Genomic DNA, 4,128 nt, shown 5'->3' with positions numbered 1-4,128 from the left:
GTCAGTGCCTGCATAGAGAAAACAGACTACCCGCTCCCGGAAGAGTTGTTGTCAACATCCTCCCGGTGAACGGTTACTTCCATTTCGGTTTTTCTTCGTTAACATTCTTTTCATGAATCACCAAGGTGGTGGCTCTAGATGATAGGAGGTGCGATGCCCGAACAGGCTGTAGCTCCAACTGTAGATAGTGCCAAGTTGGAGGAGTGCAGTTCAAAGCAGCGTGAAAGTAAAGATAAATACGAGCGTTCCCTTACGTGGATTACTTATGCCACTGGTCGCAAGGTTGGTTGTCTTAGTTTCACCAAAAATAAAGTCCGTTATCGGTTAAAAATTGCGAGCACGGACGAATTCAGCGTTAAAGAGATACGTGAACAAGCAAGAAAGCTAAAAGCGGAGTTTGTACTGGATCCTGTGGGATTCAATCAAACCTATCTTTCGAGCTTGTCAGTAGAACAGTTTATACATGATAAATACTTGCCTTCAGTACGAGCAACTCATCGGTCATATAAAACCATCGAGTCTCGGGTAAAGCCGATCGTGGCAGCTCTAGGGCTCAAGCCATTAAACAGAGTAACCCGTTTCGACATCGAGGATTTTCTTACAGAATCAAATAAAACGTGCTCTGTCGCCACGCGGAACCGCTACTTGGCACAGGTAAAGGCCATCATGTCCTTCGCTGTAGAACGTGGCATTCTCAAGTCCTCGCCAGCAGCAGGTATTCCGGCAAAGCATGAAGCTGTTTTGCCACCCAAGGGGTTGCCTGATGAGGTGGTGAATAAGGTGGTCCATCGTTTGATGAAAGACATCGACGATGAAAAAGCTAGGCTTCTGCTGTTCCTGTTTGCAACAGGGTGCCGGCTGGGTGAGGCCCGAGCGCTACAGCTTCAAGATTGTAATCTCAATCGAAAGCTTGCGTATTTGCCCACCAGTAAGTCTGGTCGAGAAAGGCTCATACCACTTAATCATTTCGCGCTGGAGTTGATTCAACTCCAATTCCAGCGCCATGGCACAACCGGTCTGCTCTTTAGAGGCCAGGGTGGTGTCTCTCAGATTTCCGAACCTCGGCGGTATTGGTACCGCGTCTGTAATGATTGCGGACTCTCAGGAGTACGCATGCATGACGCCCGTCATACCGTCGCTACCTCGCTGTTAAACCAAGGTTGCTCGCTGGATGTGCTTCAAAAAGTGCTGGGCCATAGCTCGCCAAAAATGACTGAGCGATATGCCCGCCTCCACGATACCACGCTGGTTAAGGCCGTCAACGAATTACACACCCTGTGGGACCTCCCACGCATCACCTGTTAACAATTTTTTGGAGAATGGGGGAGGAGACTCCCCCATAGATAATTATGCGTAGACCCAGATCTAGTAGTGATAACCCCCCGAGGTGTTTTGACCGTCGTCCAGGGACTCAAGCATCTATTGATAGGATGGCAAGTCAGGGTGTACCGCCGACAGACTCGGTACCGGACTCGGATCAGGAGGCATCAGCGCCAGAATCGCACCCTGCAGTCGCTCCTGACTCGCTGCCGTTACTGGTGGAGAAAACGAACCTTGATGCACACCATGGTGATGCTCATCGAGCGAATATTGCCCCCGATGCTGTGAGCCCAATGTCCGAACAGCACGAATGTTGTCAGCCATACCCCGACAGTGAGACTCAATATGAGCTTTTCGTTCGTCGTGAACTTCTTATGCTGGATCAGTGTTCAGCAGAATACAGGTTGTACAACGAGGGGCGTTGCTCGATTACCCCTGATGGGACTGTGTGTGACCTAGATGGCGTGGTGCTTTCCAGGTCTGAGCCGGAGATGAAAAAACCGGTTCATTCGATAGCTATTCCTGATGGGTTTGCGATGTCCCCGTGGGGGAAATTGGCTAGCGATCATGGCAAGCCAAAAACGATACTCGGTAAGCCATTGCTGCCGGTATCGATACTCCAAGCTGACAGTACAGACATCAGTGGTGTTCGTTTCATGTATCTGGATGAGCGGAAGCAATGCCAGCGCATCGACCTATTATTCGATAGGGTGATTCAGGACTACAAAACAGTGAGGGCTGCGCTATACCGCGCGGGGATTGAATGCCTAGGTGTACGGGAGGAGGGGCTGCTGTCATACATGTCCGCCAGCATCAGTATCCAAAATATCAGCGTGGTCCATCAGCATCTGCAAGCGGGGTTTGTTAGCGAACATCTCTGCTATGTCTGGGTAGGTCGGTCAATTTACAAAACGGGCTATAGTGGTCCTCAGCACGAGCTGCTGTCCGCGCCTGGTGAGCATGACGCTATCCACTCGAAAGGAACGCTGCAGGATTGGCAAAAGAACATTGCGTTGTCTGTCAAAGAGTCACCAACCATGCTCGTTGCAATCATGGCAAATCTATCCAATGTATTCATGAAGTTATCAAATACAGGGACCATGATTTTTCACTTCAATGGTGCAAGCTCTTGTGGCAAAACGACGCTTTTACAAGTGGGGCAGAGTGTGTCAGGCGTGGCATCTGACCCAAGTGCGGGCCCCGCAACGGCGATTGTGAAGTGGGACGGAACAGCTGCTGGGTTCAAAGGCATGTTTCAACAACGAACTGGCATTGGCATTTGTTTGGATGAACTGGGCTCATTGTCTAGTAACGATCCGCTTCAGTTTGCCTATTCGGTGACGGGTGGACAGTCGAGAGTACTTGGCAATTTGAAGGGCACAGGTAATAGGAGCCCATTGGCATCGAATGTTTGTGCTCCCTCTTCGGGGGAGGAATCCTTCAAGGAACTGCTAGAGCGGAGCAAGGCGGGCACTAAAGGGGGGATATTCGTCAGACTGCTGGATATTGAGATGATGGCGGAGGATGTCGCGCTGGCGGGTGAGAGCCTTGAGCTGACTCGTCGCCGGGTGAATGGCCTTAAAGCTGCAACCTCTCAGTACTACGGTACGGCGATGCCTGCATATATTCAGGCGCTGTTGAATATGCCAGACATCGATAACCCTGCTGATTTAGCGGTTATCTTTGCTGCTAAGCGTGAGGAGTGCCAAGAGTGGCTGATGAGTCGCTCGGGATTAGAAAACCCTCCGCCTCTTGCTGCTCGTGGTGCTGGTTGCTTCGCAAACGTCATGGCAGCGGGGCGATTGGCCGTTGAGCTAGGTATTCTGCCGTTTGATGTGGCGTATGCAGATAATGCAGTTTTGGTATGCTTCCGACGGTGGCTCATGTCGATGGAAGGCATCATGGATGATGTCACCAGAGAGGCTTATCGGTTATTGGATACGCTCTCCGAGCAACGAAGAAAGATCCACATCGGCAAGCCATCCATGGAAGTGCGGGAGCTATTAGGATTCACGGAAGACGGAAAGCTTTATGTCGAAATGACCCAGCTTCAGAAACTGTTGACAAGCAAGCCGAAGCTGGTCATGAAGTGGCTTCGTGAAAACGGGTACATAGTGCACTATGCTGACGGACGATATGTCAAAGAGATCGTAATAGACAGCCTTCCTGGCAATTATTACGTATTCTCGGTGAACAAGGTATTTCAATTTAGAAGCCCGCTATTTGATGAACGGACTGAGAGCCTCGTCCAACCTTGCAGTACTGGTTCATCAACGGCCCCTGGCTCCCCCGCTCCGAGTTTCACCCGCCGCGCGACGAGCGAGACGGGGTGCGTGATGGTTGAGTCCTCACCAGACATGCCAGAGATATCGGTGGAAGTCGAAAAATTCTAAAAAATGAAAGGGGGCCAGTGCGAACTGGCCCCTTTGCTTTTATGGGATCCGGTGGCAAAAGCAGGCAGCAAGGGGAGGAACGTTTTAGCAGGCCGAGAAGGCCAGGATGATCTTGTTGCGGAGGTTTGGAGGGCGGCGCAGCCAAAACGGCTCATTGGGTCGCTAAACCGCGATACAGGTGCCTCGCCATGCGGAGATTACCCCGGTATTGCTCACTGGTGTGATCTCAGCCTGTGCTGTCGAACGGTCCAAAAAAAAAGAGGCCAGTAGAACTGGCCGCTTTGTCGTTACGAGCGTTTCGTGGCAGATATCGCTCACAGGAGTCAACTAATGACCAACTCATGTACAGAACCTTAAGCGGCAAGCGAATTAATAATACCGTCTAACGTGTTGTTTTGCTTGGATTTTCTCTGCC

At 50.9% G+C, this 4,128-nt stretch carries 2 protein-coding genes; both read left to right on the top strand.

From position 1 onward, the window contains the following. The first annotated feature begins 153 nt into the window (after positions 1-153). Positions 154-1,305 (top strand): tyrosine-type recombinase/integrase, encoded by a 1,152-nt coding sequence (locus OKB81_RS19575; RefSeq protein ID WP_270805397.1) that lies wholly within the window; start codon positions 154-156, stop codon positions 1,303-1,305. A 506-nt stretch (positions 1,306-1,811) separates the two neighbouring features. After that, entirely contained in the window at positions 1,812-3,713 is a 1,902-nt protein-coding gene (locus OKB81_RS19570) for a DUF927 domain-containing protein (RefSeq protein WP_270805396.1), read from the top strand. The last annotated feature ends 415 nt before the right edge of the window (positions 3,714-4,128 follow it).

Origin of the sequence: Aeromonas sp. QDB56 (genome assembly GCF_027705505.1) — a bacterium.
Classification (GTDB): Bacteria; Pseudomonadota; Gammaproteobacteria; order Enterobacterales; family Aeromonadaceae; genus Aeromonas; species Aeromonas caviae.
Note: the sequence above shows the minus strand (reverse complement) of the source record. Positions and strands in the feature narration are given on the sequence as shown.

Excerpts from the sequence above, each read along its gene's own strand:
- OKB81_RS19575 (WP_270805397.1), top strand. The coding sequence starts at position 154 with ATGCCCGAACAGGCTGTAGCTCCAACTGTAGATAGTGCCAAGTTGGAG.
- OKB81_RS19570 (WP_270805396.1), top strand. The coding sequence starts at position 1,812 with ATGAAAAAACCGGTTCATTCGATAGCTATTCCTGATGGGTTTGCGATG.